The sequence below is a fragment of the Bacillus sp. EB106-02-03-XG38 genome, assembly GCF_058792175.1.
Genome location: NZ_JBYTED010000003.1, coordinates 129,171 through 147,387, shown reverse-complemented (window position 1 = coordinate 147,387; position 18,217 = coordinate 129,171). Strand labels below are relative to the sequence as shown.

16 protein-coding genes and 1 other annotated feature are annotated in these 18,217 nt (G+C 40.2%); of the genes, 7 read left to right on the top strand and 9 right to left on the bottom strand.

The genetic code is table 11. The features are described from left to right. Nucleotides 1-54: 54 nt before the first annotated feature. The 4 genes from AC3WTI_RS15170 to AC3WTI_RS15155 form a co-directional block, all read right to left on the bottom strand. On the bottom strand, nt 55-2,919 hold the full coding sequence (locus AC3WTI_RS15170) for a BclA-related collagen-like exosporium protein (protein ID WP_087958487.1): 2,865 nt from the start codon (nt 2,917-2,919) through the stop codon (nt 55-57). Nucleotides 2,920-3,035: 116 nt separating this feature from the next. After that, nucleotides 3,036-3,359, bottom strand: coding sequence for a hypothetical protein (locus AC3WTI_RS15165; RefSeq protein WP_001110861.1), 324 nt, complete (start codon nt 3,357-3,359; stop codon nt 3,036-3,038). A 20-nt stretch (nt 3,360-3,379) separates the two neighbouring features. Next, nucleotides 3,380-3,604, bottom strand: coding sequence for a spore germination protein (locus AC3WTI_RS15160; RefSeq protein WP_000512461.1), 225 nt, complete (start codon nt 3,602-3,604; stop codon nt 3,380-3,382). Nucleotides 3,605-3,681: 77 nt separating this feature from the next. After that, nucleotides 3,682-3,987 carry a rhodanese-like domain-containing protein gene (locus tag AC3WTI_RS15155; protein WP_048529458.1) on the bottom strand — a complete coding sequence of 102 codons (306 nt, stop codon included), beginning with the start codon at nt 3,985-3,987 and terminating at the stop codon, nt 3,682-3,684. A 199-nt stretch (nt 3,988-4,186) separates the two neighbouring features. On the opposite strand from AC3WTI_RS15155, the gene AC3WTI_RS15150 reads away from it, so the two are divergent. After that, nucleotides 4,187-4,369 (top strand): hypothetical protein, encoded by a 183-nt coding sequence (locus AC3WTI_RS15150; RefSeq protein WP_087958486.1) that lies wholly within the window; start codon nt 4,187-4,189, stop codon nt 4,367-4,369. Between the two features lie 49 nt (nt 4,370-4,418). Here the strand turns inward: AC3WTI_RS15150 and AC3WTI_RS15145 are convergent, their stop codons facing one another. Further along, a complete protein-coding gene (locus tag AC3WTI_RS15145) occupies nt 4,419-5,543 on the bottom strand; it encodes a homoserine O-acetyltransferase family protein (RefSeq protein ID WP_087958485.1) in 1,125 nt (374 codons plus the stop codon). Between the two features lie 305 nt (nt 5,544-5,848). Between AC3WTI_RS15145 and AC3WTI_RS15140 the strand changes: the two genes are divergently transcribed. The 5 genes from AC3WTI_RS15140 (at nt 5,849) to AC3WTI_RS15120 (ending at nt 11,025) form a co-directional block, all read left to right on the top strand. Then, nucleotides 5,849-7,972 carry a spore germination protein gene (locus tag AC3WTI_RS15140; protein ID WP_097841574.1) on the top strand — a complete coding sequence of 708 codons (2,124 nt, stop codon included), beginning with the start codon at nt 5,849-5,851 and terminating at the stop codon, nt 7,970-7,972. 16 nt (nt 7,973-7,988) lie between these two features. Next, entirely contained in the window at nt 7,989-9,083 is a 1,095-nt protein-coding gene (locus tag AC3WTI_RS15135) for a spore germination protein (RefSeq protein ID WP_087958483.1), read from the top strand. Next, nucleotides 9,059-10,138, top strand: coding sequence for a Ger(x)C family spore germination protein (locus AC3WTI_RS15130; RefSeq protein ID WP_087958482.1), 1,080 nt, complete (start codon nt 9,059-9,061; stop codon nt 10,136-10,138). The genes AC3WTI_RS15135 and AC3WTI_RS15130 overlap by 25 nt, the downstream gene beginning before the upstream one ends. 90 nt (nt 10,139-10,228) lie before the next feature. Then, nucleotides 10,229-10,414, top strand: a complete 186-nt coding sequence (locus AC3WTI_RS15125) for a hypothetical protein (protein WP_001982745.1) — start codon at nt 10,229-10,231, stop codon at nt 10,412-10,414. Between the two features lie 188 nt (nt 10,415-10,602). Beyond that, complete coding sequence (locus AC3WTI_RS15120) at nt 10,603-11,025, top strand: pyrophosphohydrolase domain-containing protein (RefSeq protein ID WP_000180547.1); 423 nt, start codon at nt 10,603-10,605, stop codon at nt 11,023-11,025. 44 nt (nt 11,026-11,069) lie between these two features. Here the strand turns inward: AC3WTI_RS15120 and AC3WTI_RS15115 are convergent, their stop codons facing one another. Further along, nucleotides 11,070-12,053: a hypothetical protein gene (locus AC3WTI_RS15115; protein ID WP_253621659.1), complete on the bottom strand. Its 984-nt coding sequence runs from the start codon at nt 12,051-12,053 to the stop codon at nt 11,070-11,072. A gap of 150 nt (nt 12,054-12,203) precedes the next feature. Between AC3WTI_RS15115 and AC3WTI_RS15110 the strand changes: the two genes are divergently transcribed. Beyond that, a complete protein-coding gene (locus AC3WTI_RS15110) occupies nt 12,204-12,632 on the top strand; it encodes a GNAT family N-acetyltransferase (RefSeq protein WP_087958480.1) in 429 nt (142 codons plus the stop codon). Nucleotides 12,633-12,659: 27 nt separating this feature from the next. Here the strand turns inward: AC3WTI_RS15110 and leuS are convergent, their stop codons facing one another. The 3 genes from leuS to AC3WTI_RS15095 all read right to left on the bottom strand — a co-directional run bounded on the left by leuS (nt 12,660) and on the right by AC3WTI_RS15095 (nt 18,214). Beyond that, on the bottom strand, nt 12,660-15,068 hold the full coding sequence (gene leuS / locus AC3WTI_RS15105; RefSeq protein ID WP_087958479.1) for a leucine--tRNA ligase: 2,409 nt from the start codon (nt 15,066-15,068) through the stop codon (nt 12,660-12,662). Nucleotides 15,069-15,133: 65 nt separating this feature from the next. After that, nucleotides 15,134-15,353, bottom strand: a binding site (T-box leader). Between the two features lie 186 nt (nt 15,354-15,539). Then, nucleotides 15,540-16,733 (bottom strand): MDR family MFS transporter, encoded by a 1,194-nt coding sequence (locus tag AC3WTI_RS15100; protein WP_087958478.1) that lies wholly within the window; start codon nt 16,731-16,733, stop codon nt 15,540-15,542. A 257-nt stretch (nt 16,734-16,990) separates the two neighbouring features. After that, nucleotides 16,991-18,214, bottom strand: a complete 1,224-nt coding sequence (locus tag AC3WTI_RS15095; protein ID WP_087958477.1) for a cation:proton antiporter — start codon at nt 18,212-18,214, stop codon at nt 16,991-16,993. Nucleotides 18,215-18,217 lie beyond the last annotated feature (3 nt).

Here is an 18,217-nt window from a genome sequence, read left to right as displayed (position 1 = left end):
CTTATAACGAGATAAAAAACCTTGAAGCATAAAAGCCCCAAGGTTTTCTCCCTATTAACTTAACCTAATAATAGTTAGCGTAGCTCCTGGTGTTGTCGTAGATAATGTAGCTACTGCAAGTAATCCAAATAACTGCAGACTAACAGCAGCTCCAGCAGGCAAATTAGCAATGATTGTCGCATTAAACGAACCTGTAGCTACTGCTGGTGAATTAACAGTTCCTGCAAGTTGAACCCCATTTACAGTTATACGTGAACTTACGAGTAAAGCTGCTGTTATATTAATTGTATAAGCTATATAATAATTCCCTGCATTCGCAACTGTGAATACAGTATTCGTACCATTAACAGTGATCCCTGGGCCAATATTTTGATTGTTCGGTAACGGTACATTCGTACCACCTAACAGAACAGAAATAGCACTTCCTGATGTATTATTTGCAAATGAGTACGTTGCAGTTGTACTAACTCCGGTCACACCCGTTGCTCCAGTAGCCCCGGTTGCTCCCGCTCCAGTCGGGCCTGTTGGACCTTGAATTCCTTGCGAACCAGTTGGACCCGTGTCCCCTGTTGGACCTTGTGCTCCAGTTGCTCCTGTGGCCCCCGTTGAACCTTGGGGACCCTGGATTCCCTGCGGACCTTGAATTCCTTGGGGACCTGTCGCTCCGGTTGCTCCCGTGACTCCAGTTGGACCTTGGATTCCTTGCGGGCCTTGCGCTCCTGTTTCTCCTGTTGGGCCTTGTGGACCTTGTAACCCTTGCACGCCTTGTGGACCGGTTGGGCCTATTTCTCCTTGAACACCTTGTATTCCGGTTGGGCCTTGTGGACCAGTCGGGCCTTGCACGCCTTGTATCCCCTGAATTCCCTGCGGACCTTGTGAACCTGTTGCTCCTGTCACACCTTGGATTCCTTGCGGGCCTTGATCTCCTTGAATCCCTTGTGGACCGGTTGGACCTTGGATTCCTTGCAATCCTTGAATTCCTTGAGGGCCTTGATCTCCTGTTGCTCCAGTTATTCCTTGAATCCCTTGTGGACCTTGAACGCCTTGTGGACCGGTCGGGCCTATTTCTCCTTGAACACCTTGTATTCCTTGGGGGCCCTGTAAGCCGGTCACTCCAGTTGCTCCTGTTTCTCCTGTCGCTCCGGTCACTCCAGTTAAGCCTGTCGCACCGGTATCTCCAGTCGCTCCGGTCACCCCGGTTGCTCCTGTTGGCCCAGGTGGTCCACCAGATGGACCGGTCACTCCCGTCGGACCTGATGGCCCCGTTGGACCAGTCGGTCCTGCAGGCCCCCCAGAAGGACCTGTTATTCCTGTTGGACCAGTTACTCCTGTCGGTCCTGTAGTTCCTTCCCCTGTCGCTCCGGTTGCACCCGTATCCCCTGTTCCTCCTGTTGGACCTTGGATTCCTTGAATTCCCTGCGGCCCCTGCACTCCTTGCGCTCCCGTCGGCCCTTGAATTCCTTGAACACCTTGCACTCCCTGTGCTCCCATTGGACCAGTTGGGCCTATTTCTCCTTGAGTACCTTGAACACCTTGCGGCCCCTCTGGACCTGTTGCACCTATGTCTCCTTGTATTCCTTGAACACCTTGCGGCCCCTGTGTTCCTGTTGCTCCCGTTACACCTTGAACTCCTTGTATTCCCTGAATTCCTTGGGGACCTTCTGGACCCGTTGCTCCTACTGGTCCTTGTGGGCCTTGTATCCCCTGTGGCCCCTCTGGACCCGTTGCTCCAGCTGGCCCTGGCACTCCTTGTATTCCTTGCGGACCTTGAAGTCCTTCTGGGCCTTCCGGTCCTGTTGGTCCTATCTCACCCATCGGACCTTGTATTCCTTGAACTCCTTGTGGGCCTGTTTCTCCTGTTGGACCTGGTACCCCTTGTATTCCTTGCGGACCTTGATCTCCTGTCGCTCCAGTTACACCTTGAGGCCCTATAGGTCCCTGTAGACCTTGTGGACCTTGATCTCCGGTTACTCCCGTAATCCCTTGAATCCCCTGAACTCCTTGTATTCCTTGTGAACCAGTTACTCCCGTCGGCCCAGGAATACCTTGAATACCTTGCGGACCTTCTGGACCCGTTGGTCCAATTGGTCCTTGAACCCCTTGTATCCCTTGTAGGCCCTGTGCTCCTGTTTCTCCTGTACTTCCAGTTGGTCCTGTATTTCCCGTTGCTCCAATTGCACCTGTACTTCCTGTTGCCCCTGTATTTCCTGTTGCTCCCGTCGCACCCGTACTCCCACTCGGTCCACCTCCTGGACCTGTCGCACCAGTTGGCCCCGTTGGACCTGGAGGACCTCCAGATGGACCCGTTATCCCTGTTGGACCTGTTATTCCAGTTGGTCCTGTAACACCTTGACCGGTTGCTCCTGTTGTCCCCGTATTTCCACTCGGTCCTTGTGGTCCTTGTGGGCCTTGCATCCCCTGCGCTCCTTGTATCCCTTGTGGACCAGTTGCTCCAGGTACTCCTTGCACACCTTGGATCCCTTGAGGTCCCTCAGTTCCTGTTGCACCAATTGGACCTTGTAATCCCTGTACGCCCTGTATTCCTTGTGCTCCAGTCGCTCCCATTGGACCAATCGGACCTTGTAACCCTTGCACACCTTGAACTCCTTGAGGTCCCGTTTCTCCCTGTGGTCCCCTCAATCCTTGTGGCCCCTGCTGTCCTTCTGGTCCTGTTGCCCCCATTTGTCCAACTGGTCCTTGAATCCCTTGGACACCTTGAGGTCCTGTCGGGCCCATCTCCCCCATCGGACCTTGTAATCCTCTTGGTCCCTGTGGGCCTGTTGGACCTTGTGGACCGGTTGGACCAGTTATTCCAATGCCAGTAAATCCCGTTGGAACGGGAGGAAAAGTAGGTCCAATAAGATTTGGTGAAATTCTGAAATTAGAGTTTAATGAATTTTGTTTATCGCGCTCTCTCACACTTTCACCACCCACACAATCTTTTTTACATGAAACAAATCTCTTCTTAATATGTATTTACAAAAACAATCTCAAAGACTATTTTTATTTGAAATAATAAAAACTCCCTTAATTCTTTAAGGGAGTCCAGCAGTTGAATCCAAATTATCTGTATTTGGGACGGCTTGTGCTATACCCGATACATTTGTACCTTGCCCCATATTTGTTCCTGTTACAGTACCAGCCGGAGTACCTCGTGTATATGTTGTCGTCACCGAATCTCCAGGCTGTAAACAAAGCTTTGTCTCCGTTCCTATTACTGTAACAACATCAATCCAAGTACACCCCATTGAACCACTATACGATTTCGTAGCAGTAAATGAAGTATCACTCAAATTATCACCGGTAAATATATTCCCAGTGTTATTCACAATAACAAACTCTTTTATATGAGCAGGCATAATTACACTCTACCTTTCCTCTATGAACCTAATGTACGTGTACTCGTTGCCAATGGCGGAAGGAACACTGATGTTCGAATCACCGCTTCTGGCTGTCTTTTCCCATTTAAAAAAATAGCCGCACTCGATCCTCCAGCACCTGCATATATTTTTGCTACAGCTAAAGGAGAGATATCATAACAATCGCCGACATTAACAGCCCCTGTATTATTAATAATTTTTACTTTCCGCAAGTTAATCCCCATTTACCTATCCCCCTTTTGTACACTGTATGCAAAAGAAAAAAACTTGAAACAAACACGTTTCAAGTTTTTTAAGCTACCTATTTCGTTTCTCCCTCATATTGAAGCATACCGCCAACCATGTTCACTGTTTTAAATCCTTGCTCATTTAAATAATGGCATACATTTTCACTACGCATTCCCGAACGACAAATAAAGATATATTCATTCTCTTTATCAAAGAAATCTACTTTATTTGGGATATCGCCCATTTTAATATGTACAGCTTCTGGAATTTTCCCTGCCGCTACTTCTTCATCTTCCCTTACGTCTACTAAAAATAACGTTTCTCCGCTTTCTAAACGCTCTTGCACTTCTTCTGTAGTAATTGTTTTAACTTCTGTCATATGTCGTTCCTCCTTATATACAATAAAACCTTTAGTTTCTTCTTTAAAAAATCATTCCTAATCAATTTTAGCATGCGAAAGAAAGAACGCAAAGAATGGAAAATTTATTTCTCAATTTTCTCGCAAAACTTATTCTTTACAAACATAACTCGTGCATTGTATCCTCAATATACTTGTTTTATGAGAGGAGTCAATGAAAATGACACTTTTTCTTTTCATTATGAGCATGATTTTCTTAATCGCCGCAATTATTGCACTTAGTATGAAAAATAATAAAAAGATAAAATCACCACAAGAAATGTCATTCTTATTTCTATTGCTTAGTATCGCATTCTTCGGTATAGCAATTGCCACATATATTTTCCGTCTACAAATCATGTAAAAAAAGGTGCCTACTACATACATCGCACCTTTTTCGCACCATTTATTTTCTACACAAGGCTAGACACTTTCCGATTCAAAAATTCATAAACTTTCTTTTCAAATAAATGAATATCAAACGCTCCCGCCATATGCCCATTTACACTTTCTATCTCATACACTTCCGCATATTTCCCTTGTTTTTGCAAAATATCTACCATTTTATAATTATAACGTGATGGCTGAAGCAGGTCTTGTTTACACGGAATCATAAGTACATTTGCTTCTATGTTAGACAGTGCCTCTTCTAAAGACGAAAATCCATGCGCAATATCATGTAATAAAACTGCTTTTGCAGTATATATCCACGAATTTGCATCTACTAAAGCTATACTTCTTTTTGTAACTTTATTTATTTCTTTCTCAAATGATGTTAATGTAGAAATCTTTTCATACGGGTCTACTTCTATACTATTACGAGGAAATGTTGTTTCATAAAAATGCTCATCAAACGCGTTCATAAACATCATTCTATTTGCTAAATGAAGTCCCCTTATTGGCTGCTCTTCTCCGTATTTTCCGCCCTTCCAACTTGGATCTAGTTGAATAGCCTCAATGGCATTTTGCGCTACATTTACAGATGTAATAATTGGATTTTGCGGATTCGTAATAACACCAATCATCCGCTCTACCATATGAGGATAATGAACAGCCCATTGTTGTGCAATCATTCCGCCAGCTGACGGTCCCATTACAGCATGTAGCCTTACGATTCCCATATCTTTGATTAACTCATATTGTATACGAGCTACATCAAGAAAAGTAAAAACCGGAAAGTCCATCGCATATTCATCCCCATTTTTCGGATTAATCGATTTCGGTCCTGTTGTAATCACATAAGGGTTCTTCACCTGCACATTACAAAGATTATCAGTGCATATAACGAAGTATTTATTTGTATCAATTGCTTTTCCTGGTCCAATTAAACCATCCCACCAGCCAGACTCCTCATCATGTGCTGTATATTTTCCTGCGGCATGACTCGTTGCACTAAAGTAATGACAAACTAAAATCGCATTTGACCTCTCTCTATTTAAAGTACCATACGTCTCATACCCCATTTGAACAGGAATTTCCCTACCATTTTGAAATGTAAACTCTTTTAAAATAAACTTCTCTTTTTTCACAAATTGCACAGACTCGCCCTCTTCCTAACATAGTATGAACTGCTTACTAAAGGATTTTTTCTATGCAAACCAATCTCCTCCTCCTTTTCATAAATAAAGTAAAACTTTAATCAGTAGGGGTTTTGTTCATCCCCCACTGATTATTAGTTGAACCAATCGAGCTTTTACGGACAGTTGATCCCCCACCTAACTTCTTCGCTTTCGCTGAATTTTGAGGTGAGGATCTTACTGCCCGTTAAATGCGGGATAAATGAATAATATACAAAATTAGCCACAAAATAGCACTATATTACACAATTAAAGAGGGAATACATATGATTTGGAATTGGCTACGTAAGAAAAAAAAATCAAATACAACAGAGAAAAGCGAAACAGATAACTCGGCTCAACAACCTAACAATCAAGAGGATCATAACCAAAAACAGACTAGAAGTATGAAACATAATAACGGTAGCGATAGCGAGCAAAAAAAAGAGGAACATAAAGAGTCTTCTCAAGATAAGCAGCAACATTCTAAACAAGATGACTCGGCTCAAGATAAGCAACAACACTCTAAACAAAATGACTCGAATCAGGATAAGCAGCAACATTCTAAACAAGATGGCTCGGCTCAAGATCAGCAACAACACTCTGAACAAAATGACTCGAATCAGGATATACAGCAACATTCTAAACAAAGCAACTCAGCTCAGGATAAACAACAACATTCTAAACAAAGCAACTCAGCTCAGGATAAACAACAACATTCTAAGCAAGGCGATTCAGCTCAGGATAGACAACAAAGCTCTAAACAAGATAATTCGAATCAAGGTAAACAGCAACACTCTAAACAAGATAACTCGGCTCAAGATCAACAGCAAAGCTCTAAACAAGATAACTCGGCTCAAGATCAACAGCAAAGCTCTAAACAAGGTAACTCGAATCAAAATCAACAACAAGGATCTGGAAATAATAGTATTTATGATTTTACAAAACCAGAAAAAGACCGTATTCATTCTCTACAAGATTTAATAGAGAAGCTCAAAAAGTCTAGTGATTTTGTTAATTACCATACATCCGACGATGAAACGATGCCTTATTGGATTTCTTACTATCGACCTTCGCTTGATGGTGAGAAATTGCAAAAGTATTTAATGCCTACTCTTTTAGAACGACCTAACGCTTCACTAGAAGAGCTGAAAGAACATATTCCGATGAGCGGCATTACAATTACGAACGATTTACAAAAAATTGAGGACATGGTGTTAAAAGGACATGCGATTATTCAATTGAACCAGCAAGATCAAAAGTGTATGCTCGCAAACATTGCAATTGATAATTATCGCGCACCAACACCTCCTTTAAATGAATCAACTGTTATCGGTCCTCAAGAAGGTTTCGTAGAGGATATTGATACAAATATTAATTTAGTACGAAAACGTCTTCCAGTTTTAGATTTACAAACAAAAGAAATGATTGTCGGTGAGTTTTCCAAAACAAAGGTTGTCATGATGTATTTAGACAACCTCGCTGAAAAAGATAATGTAGATTTTCTCGAGGAGTCATTACGCGCTCTTGAATATGATCAAATTAATGATAGTGCTTATATACAAGAACTAATGGGAGAAAAGTCAATTTTCCCCCTCTATATCAATACAGAACGTACTGATAGAGTTACAAAAGCACTCATTGATGGGAAAATCGCTATTTTTGTGGACGGTTCTCCAAGTGTTCTACTAACACCTGTATCTTATTTTGATTTTTTCATTTCGCCAGAAGACTATAACGTTTCCTGGTTATACGCTACATTTTCAAGGATTTTAAGATTAATCGCCGTTCTATTTTCAATTTGTGCTACACCGTTATACGTTGCAGTTTTAAATTATCATTACGAACTCATTCCAAGTGATTTACTTGAAACTTTGATTTTATCAAGGGCACAAGTACCATTCCCACCTTTAATTGAGGCACTCTTTTTAGAACTTGCAATCGACTTATTAAGAGAAGCTGGAGCGAGGTTACCAATGAAGGTTGGTCAAACACTCGGTATTGTAGGCGGTATCGTAATTGGACAAGCATCTGTACAAGCTGGTTTAACGAGTAACATTTTATTAATTATCGTTGCCTTGTCAGCACTTGCTTCCTTTATTACACCTATTTATAAAATGGGTAATGCAGTTCGACTACTACGTTTTCCATTTCTTATGTTTGCAGAAATAGGCGGATTGTTCGGGATTTCTCTTGGATTTATCTTTTTATTTACTCATCTATTTAGACTTACTTCCTTACGTAAACCATACGCTTTGTTTTATCCCACAAGACAACAATCTGTTAAAGATTCTTGGATTCGCTTTCCCTTAACAATGATTGATACAAGGGATGTACAAGCAAGGCCACAACATGTAAAAAAAGCAGCAAAAGGAATTTCAACAAAACATAGATCAGACTTCGATGATTAAGGAATGAGGTGCATTGATGAGTAAAGTTCAAGAAAAATATCAAATATCACCTGTTTTTGTCTTCTTCTTAATTCACGGTGCACAGTTTGGAGCTGGCGTTCTCGGCTTCGCTCGAATCACTGCAAAGGCCGCTGGATACGACGGCTGGATGGGCGTTCTAATTACAGGACTCTGTATCCAGCTTCTTATATGGATGATGTATTTTTTATTAAAAGAAACAAACGGTAATTTAATCGACTTACATCGGCAAACATTTGGAAAGTGGCTAGGAAACGGCGTTAACATCGTCTTTGCAACTTATTTTTTGATCGTCAGTATTTCTGTTATTCGAACATACGTTGAAATTATTCAAGTATGGATGTTTCCTACCGCTTCCACCTTTATGTTAACACTATTTTTATGCTTAGTTAGCTATTACATTATCTCTTCTGGATTTCGTGTCATTACTGGTATTTGCGTCATCTCTGTTGGTGGTACATTAGGATATTTATTTCTAAGCTTATTCGTTTTGAAATATTCACATTGGGAGAATTTACTACCTATATTCACACATTCTTTTTCAGACATTTTAAAATCCGCTCAACTGTCAATCTACAGTATGACTGGTTTTGAGATTTACCTCATGGTGTATCCATTTGTGAAAAAGCCTATACAATCTCATAAATACGCTCAGCTTGGAGCACTGTTTTCAAACCTTCTATATTTATTTAGTACCCTTTTAGCCTTTTCGTTTTTTAGTGAAAAACAATTGTTAAAGACGATATGGGCCCAACTTTCTATGACCCAAGTCATTCAATTACCATTCATAGAAAGGCTAGAATATATTGCAATTTCAGGCTATGCACTCGTTATTATTACAAGTTTTATTCTTCCTTTGTGGGCGGCAACGAGAGCAACGCACGAAATATTCCGTGTAAAACAAAGAGGTGTTTTAATCGCTTTTATGCTTATTACCCTTGTTGTTTCACAGCTTTTAACAAACAGACACGATATTAATAATTTTATTAGTAATGCATCGAAAGTGAGCTTTTGGCTCATTTATGTATACATCCCAATCCTATTTATCATTGTGTGGGTGAAAAGAAAATGGAAAAAATCAAAAATAAATTAATACTTATCTCTTGTATAACATTCTTCAGTTTAACTGGATGTTTACAAAAAAATATTATCGATGACGTACACCTTATACAAGGAACTGTCTTTGATGTAGCAAAAGATAATAAAATAAAGGTAACATTTGTTTGTCCTATTCAGCAAAAAGGTAACAAAGTTCAAGTCTTTGAAGGAACAGCAAATGCGGTAAAACAAGTAAAAGCTGACACATCTTTAGAGTCTTCTCAACCATTTGCCAGCGGACAAATGCGTGTTTCTCTATTTACCCTCCGAATTGCTAAAAAAGGAATGGTTGCTTCCTTCGATACATTAATTCGTGATGTAAATATCGGAAATGCCTTATATGTTGCTTTACTTGACGGTAATGGTACTGAACTTTTAAAAGGAAAGTACACGACTTCATCCAACGTTGCAATTTATATAAAAAAAATGCTAGAACATAATATGGAGACCGGTCCTTTACCAAAAGATAATCTGCATGTAGGAGCATTCCGTTATTATCAAGAAGGGCAAGACTACTATATTCCAATTCTAAAGAAACATGGTGATAAAATAAAAATCACGGGAATTGGTCTTTTTAAAAAAGATAAATATGTTGGTAAAATTGCGGAAGAAGATATGTTCATATTTAAAGGAATTTTAGAAAAACACAAGTTAGATTCACATGAATTTAAAGCAGATCCTGGGTACGTAATGATTAATAATATTCGTTCTGTTCCAACATACGATATAAAAATAAAAAATGGAAAGCCCTCCTTTTCCATTCATGTGAAGCTTGATGCCCGTATTCAAGAAGTATCAAAACAAATTAACTTAGAGAATGCTAAGAACACAAAAAAGATCGAGAAGGTCGTTCAAAAACAATTGGAGACACAAGCCAAGAAATTAATTAAGCACTTTAAATCTTTAGGCGTGGATCCGCTCGGGCTAGGAGCTAAATATAAGCAACATTATCGCCCATTCAAATTAGAAGAGTGGAAACAAATGTACAAAGATGTTCCAGTTACTATAAAATACACCGTAAATATTACAAATTCTGGTGTGATTGAATGAGAAATGATTGAACTCCTCTCTCCAGCATGATACAACGGAAAGAGGAGTTTTTATTTTAGATAGAGAGAGAAGATATTTATGGGGGAGCTTATGTCTAAAAAATTAGTAAAGCCTATTTTAAATGGTATTTTATTTCTCGGCGTCTTTTTATTTGCTCATACATACTTAAAAAATGTTTCCTTCACACGTTATTTACTTGTCGTTATACCAATGTTGCTCGTTGGTATGTTTGGCATCGATCTTCTTTTATCCATTTTAATAAAAGAAGAAAAATAACGAGCAGGGCCGTCCCAAAAGTATTTCGGGATGGCTTTCTTTTATTAATAGGTTATGTTTTGTCATTTAGTCGATATAATTTTTCCCTATCTTAACTAAAAGATGAAACTTTTGGACAGTCCCTTTTCATTTCATAATCACCCTATGTTACAATGAGATTCGGACAAAGCGAGAAAGGATGAAACAACATGACAAACGAAAAAGGTTTAGATAAAGGATATGAACTTGTTGCAAAAATGCATGAAGAGTTCGGACATCCTGTGACAAATACTCCAACAAAATTAACAGAAGAGCGTGCAAAAATCCGTGCAAGTTTTATGCAAGAAGAGCTAGAAGAATTTCTAGAAGCAACGACTGTTGAAGATCAATATGATGCACTAATTGACCTTATTTACTTTGCATTCGGAACGTTTGCTGAAATGGGCGTACGTCCTGATAAAGGATTCGAAATTGTAAATAACGCAAACATGGCAAAACTATTCCCTGATGGGAAACCTCGATTCCGCGAAGGCGATGGCAAAATTCTAAAACCAGAAGGCTGGCAAGCACCAGAGCCACAACTTCGTGCTGAAATCGAGCGTCAACGCCAAGAAGCTGAAAAAAACTGCTAGGATTTCCTAGCAGTTTTTTATTATGTCTTTTTTCATTTAGTTCATTAATGACCCACGTGTCCTGCGTGCCCTGCTGCTCCACTAATGCTAGCCGCTCCTGCCGCTGCTCCTGCCCCTCCCGCTCCAATTCCACCTGTCCAAGGAGAAGATTGTTGCTGTTGTTGATATTGCTGATATTGTTGGTGTTGATGACCGTGTTGGCCTTGATGACCGTGCTGACCTTGATGACCATGTTGGCCTTGATGACCATGTTGGCCTTGATGATCATGATGGCCTTGATGACCTTGGTGTCCATGATGATCATGATGGCCTTGATGACCTTGGTGTCCATGATGACCATGTTGGCCTTGATGATCATGATGGCCTTGATGACCTTGGTGACCGTGTTGGCCTTGGTGCATTTGATAAAGAACAGCTTGCGGATGAATGTGGTGGTGACCGTGGTGATGTACTTGTTGTTGATGACCATGGTGTCCATGGTGTCCATGATGACCGTGCTGACCTTGATGGTGATGATGACCATGATGGCCGTGTTGACCTTGATGGTGATGGTGTCCATGATGGCCGTGTTGGCCTTGGTGATGATGGTGTCCATGATGACCGTGTTGGCCTTGATGGTGATGATGTCCATGATGGCCATGAACAACTTGCGGATATCCACCTATTCCTCCAGCTACAACACCTACTCCTGGTACCGGAAATCCTGTCTGCACTCCTCCAACGAAAGAAGGAAATGTAGTTGGTACGCCTACTGGAAATCCTGTCTGTGCCCCAGCTACTGATGTCGGAAAGCTTCCTGTTACTGTAGGCATTCCAACCCCTGCTGTCGAAAATCCTCCCATTGATGTCGGCATTCCAGTTTGCATACCAGCTACCGATGTCGGAAAGCCTCCTGCTGCTCCACCCATCCAGCTCGGAATCCCACCGTATCCTTGTTGGCCAGCTCCTCCCATTAACATCATTTGTTCATAACTACCCGATTCACCTCCGAAGAAGCCATGTGGTGCATTATTGTCCATCCCTTTCATTCCTTTCACCTCTTCTACTCAATTTAGCCTACCTTTTTTATCATATTTCCTATAGAAAAATAGGTGTTTGTCTGCCCTAGAATTCCGCTCCTTTTTCTTCATTCATGATAAAATTAATTAACTGAATATTTTTTCCAGGAGGTATTTCTATTGAAAAACGTAACAAAGGCTTCTATCAATGACTTAGATGCAATCTTACATATAGATATTGATGTAATCGGAAACGATAGTAGACGAGATTATATTAAGGAGACTATTAATGAAGGCAGATGCGTCATTGTAAAAGAAGATAATTCTATTTCCGGTTTTCTAACATACGATACAAATTTCTTTGATTGTACGTTCCTCTCATTAATCATTGTTTTGCCAACTAAAAGAAGGCGAGGCTATGCAAGATCGTTAATCTCATATATGTTAAGTCATTCTCCTACTCAAAAAATATTTTCTTCAACGAACAAATCGAATGAAAGTATGCAGAAAGTATTTCATTCGAGCGGTTTTATACGCAGTGGCATGATTGAAAACTTAGATGAAGGTGATCCAGAGATTATTTTCTACACAAAAAAGCTCAGAGCATAAATACTCTGAGCTTTTATTTAGAATGAATTAATTTGCAACAACGTTAACAAGTTTGCCAGGAACAACAATTACTTTACGAACTGTTTTCCCTTCAATTTGGTCTTGAATTGCTTCAAGTGCAAGTTGTTCCATTTCTTCTTTTGATGCGTCTTTACTCATTGTTAGTTTCGCACGAACTTTGCCCATAACTTGAACAACGATTTCAACTTCATCTTCTACAAGCTTAGACTCATCAAATGTTGGCCAGCTTGCATATGTGATTGTTTCATTGTATCCAAGTTTGCTCCATAGTTCTTCCCCGATGTGAGGTGCAACTGGTGCAATCATTTTTACGAAACCTTCTACATATTCTTTCGGAAGTGTTTCAGCTTTATATGCATCGTTGATGAATACCATCATTTGAGAAATCGCTGTGTTGAAGCGAAGCTCTGCATAGTCTTCTGTTACTTTCTTCACTGTTTGGTGGTAAGCTTTTTCAAGCTCTTTATTTGGTGCATCCGTAATTTTCTCACTTAATTCACCATTATCTTGAACGAATAGACGCCATACGCGGTCTAGGAAACGACGAGCTCCGTCAAGACCATTTTCAGACCAAGCGATTGATGCATCTAATGGTCCCATGAACATTTCGTATAGACGAAGTGTATCTGCACCATGGCTTGCTACGATATCATCAGGGTTTACAACGTTACCTTTTGATTTACTCATTTTCTCGTTGTTTTCACCTAGAATCATACCTTGGTTGAATAATTGTTGGAACGGCTCTTTCGTTGGAACTACACCGATATCGTATAATACTTTATGCCAGAAACGAGCATATAGTAAGTGAAGTACAGCGTGCTCTGCTCCGCCGATATAAATATCAACTGGAAGCCATTGTTTTACTTTTTCAGGATCTACAAGTGCTTCGCTGTTGTTTGGATCGATGTAACGTAGGTAATACCAGCAGCTACCAGCCCATTGTGGCATTGTATTCGTTTCACGACGACCTTTTTTACCAGTCTCAGGATCAACAACATTTACCCACTCGTCAATGTTAGCAAGTGGTGATTCACCTGTACCTGAAGGACGGATGTTTTCTGTTTTCGGAAGAACTAATGGTAATTCTTCTTCTTTCACAGCTGTCATTGTGCCATCTTCCCAGTGGATTACTGGAATTGGCTCACCCCAGTAACGTTGACGGCTGAATAACCAGTCACGTAGACGGTACGTTACTTTTTGATTTCCTGCGCTCGTTACTTCAAGCCATTCAATCATTTTTGCGATTGCTTCTTCTTTATTTAAACCATCAAGGAATGCTGAGTTTACGTGTGCACCATCACCTGTGTACACTTCTTTCGTAATGTCTCCGCCTTTTACAACTTCCTTCATTGGAAGATTGAATACTGATGCGAATTCATAGTCACGCTCATCGTGAGCTGGAACTGCCATTACAGCACCTGTTCCGTAAGTTGCAAGAACGTAATCAGCGATCCAGATTGGTAATTTCTCACCGTTTACTGGGTTAACTGCGTAAGCACCAGTGAATACACCAGTTTTTTCTTTCGCAAGTTCTGTACGCTCTAGGTCACTCTTCATTTTTACAGCGTTAATGTAAGCTTCTACCGCTTCTTTTTGTTCCGCTGTTGTAATTTCTGCAACAAGTGCATGTTCCGGAGCAAGTACACAGTATGTTGCACCGAATAGTGTATCAGGACGCGTTGTGAAAACTGTGAATTTCTCGTCTGTACCGTCGATGTTGAAGTGTACTTCTGCACCTTCAGAACGACCGATCCAGTTACGTTGCATATCTTTTAAGCTTTCTGGCCAATCAAGCTCATCTAGATCTTCTAATAGACGATCTCCGTAAGCTGTAATTTTTAACATCCATTGTCTCATCGGACGACGCTCAACTGGATGTCCGCCGCGCTCACTCTTACCGTCAATGATCTCTTCGTTTGCAAGTACTGTACCAAGTGCTGGACACCAGTTTACAGGTACTTCATCAACGTAAGCTAAGCCTTTTTCAAATAGTTTTAGGAAGATCCATTGTGTCCACTTGTAGTAGTTTGGATCTGTTGTATTTACTTCACGGTCCCAATCGTAAGAGAAACCTAATGATTTAATTTGGTTACGGAATGTATTAATATTATGCTCTGTAAATTCAGCTGGGCTGTTTCCAGTATCAAGTGCATATTGCTCTGCTGGAAGACCGAATGCATCCCATCCCATTGGATGAAGAACGTTATATCCTTGCATACGCTTCATACGAGATAAAATATCTGTCGCTGTATAGCCTTCTGGATGTCCTACGTGTAGGCCTGCACCTGATGGATATGGGAACATATCTAGTGCATAAAATTTTGGTTTTTCTGTCTCATCTGGCGTACGGAATGTTTTATTCTCTTCCCAGTACCCTTGCCACTTCTTCTCAATATCTTGATGATTAAAGCTCATGAGATACCCTCCTTGAAATTCTATTTATTTTCACCGCCCAAAATACAAAAAACCTCTCATCCCTAGAAAGGGACGAGAGGTTATAGATTCCCGCGGTACCACCCTAAATTAATGTACAAATATACATTCGCTTAGATCCGTAACGTGGATTAACGGCAATTGCTACTATTAGTTTCACAACTGCAACTCAAAGGCGAGTTCATAACGAAACGTGGATTGACTTGCACCGACCGTCAACTCTCTAAACCAGCTTCTATTACTACTACTCCTTCTCACTGTTATTACAAATATGAGTTAAGTGAACTACCCTTCGCTTAGAATCTCTTAAGAGCTTACTTAAAGCGGGGCTTCTCGGTTAATCGTTACTCTTCATAACTAATGAATTCGTCTTCGACAGCCGAGCTATCTCCCTTGTTCGAAAGGTTGTTTTATTTAAATATATTCTAAAACATGTGAACATGTTCCGTCAAACTAAACTGCAATTTTTTCTTCAACTGTTTCTTCTACTTTTACTCGTTTATCATAAATACTCGTTGCAATAATCGCTACTACAAGCATTACCATGATTGCTATAAACAATACTTCCATATTGTATAAATCAACAATTGCTCCGCCAACGACCGGTCCGAACATTTTTCCTACAGTCGCCGCGCTATTTACAACGCCTTGATAAAATCCAAGTTTATCTTTTGGTGCGAGTATATTTGCAATCGTTGGAACTGCTGGCCATACGAATAACTCACCAATTGTTAATGTTACCATCGCAACGAGGAACATCGTAAATTGTTGTGCTTGACTTAACACAATAAATGACGCCGCAAAAATGACGATTCCAATCATAATTTGCTGTTTTAAAGAACGCTTCATCCAGCGAATTAACATACTAACTAACGGCTGCGCACAAACAATCATCGCTCCGTTTATCGTCCATAATAAACTGTAGTGACGAAGGCTAATGTTTAATTCTTGCATATGTGTTGCAATTGCCCCTTGCCACTGTACATATGTAACCCAGCATAAAGCATATGCTACACATACGATAAGAAGTGCTTTGAATCCAGGTGTAAGCGTCCAGCCTTTTTTCATTTCGACTTCTTTTTGCACTCCCTGCTCTTTTTTGTCTTCCATACCACGGAATCCGATAAAAGCAATTAAGAAGAATACAAAGTATAAAATAAAGTTCGCTAAGAAAATATAATCAAAACGATACGATGCAACTAATCCACCACACGCTGTTCCGATCGCAATACCAACGTTTTGTCCAACATACATCGCATTAAATGCTCGTCTTCCGCCTTCTGGCCAAACCGTACCGACCATCGCATACATCGATGGGAAGACCATTCCAGAACCAAATCCGATTAATGCTAGCCACACAACATATAACGGCCAACCGTGGAAGAACACAAGACCTAAAATCGATACGAGTGTAATGATAATCCCTACTAAAGTTGATTTATAACCGCCCCATTTATCAAATAAAACACCGCCGAGCAAGTTTCCGATTACACCAGTAAGCGAGTTGATCATTAATACCATTCCGGCCACAGATAAAGATTTTCCTAGGTGATCATGCAAATAAATTGTATTAAAAGGCCATAAAAAAGAAGCACCCGTGACATTAATAATCATCCCAGCTACTAATAGCCATACTTTCCTTGGCATAGTCTCCCCTCCTATTCTATTTTTTCGTTCATCTATAACAGTAAAATTGTAGTCGTTTTTAAATAGGAAGGCAACTGATTAATAGTTGATGAAATTCAGATAACGGTTTGTCGGTAAATGAAATTATACTGATTGCTGCTTGAAAATATATCAGCGATTATTAAAACACATCGACTTACCGACCAAAAACGACAGTAGTAACAATATATAAATAAGAGGAGACTGCCTGAACTTCACGCAGTCTCCTCTTATTTATACTATCCAACTTCTTTTTCTCGCTTCGCACGTTCTTTAGCGCTCCATTTAAATACCTTATCTAGTAGAGAGTATATTCTCCCAGACTCTTTCGTTAATAACGGCCCTAACGATGCTAATATTAAAACGTACAGTGCGGAGAACGGTTTAATCGCTGCCATTAAGCCACCTGCAATACCGATATTCGCGACAATAATAGAAAACTCTCCGCGTGATACAAGGGTTAAACCAATATTCGTAGAAGCCTTATGCGATAACCCAGCTTTACGTCCCGCCATCATTCCAGCAGTAAAATTACCAATGAGCGTAATAAGAACTGCTCCTAATGCTAACCACACTGCTCCTCCAAGTGAAAATGGATCTATACTTAAACCGAAGCTGAAAAAGAATATGGCTCCAAAGAAATCACGAAATGGAACGACAAGATGCTCAATCCGATCGCTATGCTCTGTTTCAGAAAAGACAAGCCCTAACAATAATGCACCAATTGCTTCCGCAACATGAATTGTTTCTGAAAATCCTGCTACAAAGAATAAAATAGCGAATATTACGATAATAAAAATTTCATTTGACGAAATATCTAATACTTTATTTAGAAACGGCGTAGCTTTTCTAGCGATTACAAAGAATAGGAGCATATACCCTACTGCGATTAACACCGATGTAAGAGCACCTACAAATGATGTTGCACCACCGAGCACTAACCCTGAAACGACTGATAAATATACAGCTAAAAAAATATCATCAAACATAATGATTCCTAATATTAATTCAGTCTCTTTATTACCAGATCTTCTTAAATCAACAATTACTTTTGCAACAATTGCACTCGATGAAATTGTAATGATTCCAGCAATAATTAACGTTTCTAATAAGGGGAAGCCCATCACATATCCATAAAGCAAACCTAATATGAAATTAAGCGATATATGAACACTACCCCCAAAAGCAATCGACTTTCCTGATTTAATTAATTTTTTTATTGAAAATTCTAAGCCTAAGTAGAATAAGAGGAATATGACGCCAACACGGCCGAGGAAGGAAATAACTTCTCCGCTTTCAATAAACCTTAAATCGATAAGTCCTAAATCTGGGGCATGAGGCCCCACTAACATACCGAGTATAATGAGAAACGGAATAATCGAGAACTTTAACTTCGCAGCGAGGATAGCTGCAAAAGCTACTAATACTAACGCAGTTCCAACTTCAAAGATTAAAGTATCCATCGA